At 55.8% G+C, this 1,417-nt stretch carries 1 rRNA gene; it reads left to right on the top strand.

Features of this window, described 5'->3' with window-relative positions:
- Window positions 1–1,396: ribosomal RNA gene (locus tag FCH28_RS37850) — 23S ribosomal RNA — on the top strand; the annotation flags it as partial.
- Window positions 1,397–1,417: the final 21 nt, after the last annotated feature.

The raw sequence follows: 1,417 nt of genomic DNA, 5'->3' as shown, positions 1-1,417 counted from the left end.
AGTCTGAGACCTGATGCCGAGCCGATTGTGGTGAAGTGGATGATCCTATGCTGTCGAGAAAAGCCTCTAGCGAGTTTCATGGCGGCCCGTACCCTAAACCGACTCAGGTGGTCAGGTAGAGAATACCGAGGCGTTCGGGTGAACTATGGTTAAGGAACTCGGCAAAATGCCCCCGTAACTTCGGGAGAAGGGGGGCCATTTCCGGTGATGAGTCTTGCACTCTGAGCTGGGGGTGGCCGCAGAGACCAGCGAGAAGCGACTGTTTACTAAAAACACAGGTCCGTGCGAAGCCGTAAGGCGATGTATACGGACTGACGCCTGCCCGGTGCTGGAACGTTAAGGGGACCGGTTAGTCAATCTTCGGGTTGGCGAAGCTGAGAACTTAAGCGCCAGTAAACGGCGGTGGTAACTATAACCATCCTAAGGTAGCGAAATTCCTTGTCGGGTAAGTTCCGACCTGCACGAATGGCGTAACGACTTCTCGACTGTCTCAACCATAGGCCCGGTGAAATTGCACTACGAGTAAAGATGCTCGTTTCGCGCAGCAGGACGGAAAGACCCCGGGACCTTTACTATAGCTTGATATTGGTGTTCGGTTCGGCTTGTGTAGGATAGGTGGGAGACTGTGAAGCGGCCACGCCAGTGGTTGTGGAGTCATTGTTGAAATACCACTCTGGTCGTGCTGGATGTCTAACCTGGGTCCGTGATCCGGATCAGGGACAGTGTCTGGTGGGTAGTTTAACTGGGGCGGTTGCCTCCTAAAGGGTAACGGAGGCGCCCAAAGGTTCCCTCAGCCTGGTTGGCAATCAGGTGTTGAGTGTAAGTGCACAAGGGAGCTTGACTGTGAGACTGACGGGTCGAGCAGGTACGAAAGTAGGGACTAGTGATCCGGCGGTGGCTTGTGGAAGCGCCGTCGCTCAACGGATAAAAGGTACCCCGGGGATAACAGGCTGATCTTCCCCAAGAGTCCATATCGACGGGATGGTTTGGCACCTCGATGTCGGCTCGTCGCATCCTGGGGCTGGAGTCGGTCCCAAGGGTTGGGCTGTTCGCCCATTAAAGCGGTACGCGAGCTGGGTTTAGAACGTCGTGAGACAGTTCGGTCCCTATCCGCTGTGCGCGTAGGAGTCTTGAGAAGGGCTGTCCCTAGTACGAGAGGACCGGGACGGACGAACCTCTGGTGTGCCAGTTGTCCTGCCAAGGGCATGGCTGGTTGGCTACGTTCGGAAAGGATAACCGCTGAAAGCATCTAAGCGGGAAGCCTGCTTCGAGATGAGGACTCCCACCCCCTTTGAGGGGTTAAGGCTCCCAGTAGACGACTGGGTTGATAGGCCAGATATGGAAGCGCCGTAAGGTGTGGAGTTGACTGGTACTAATAGGCCGAGGGCTTGTCCTCAGTTGCTCGCGTCCACTGTGT

Origin of the sequence: Streptomyces piniterrae, assembly GCF_005048155.1 — a bacterium.
Taxonomy (GTDB): Bacteria; Actinomycetota; Actinomycetes; order Streptomycetales; family Streptomycetaceae; genus Streptomyces; species Streptomyces piniterrae.
Note: the sequence above shows the minus strand (reverse complement) of the source record. Positions and strands in the feature narration are given on the sequence as shown.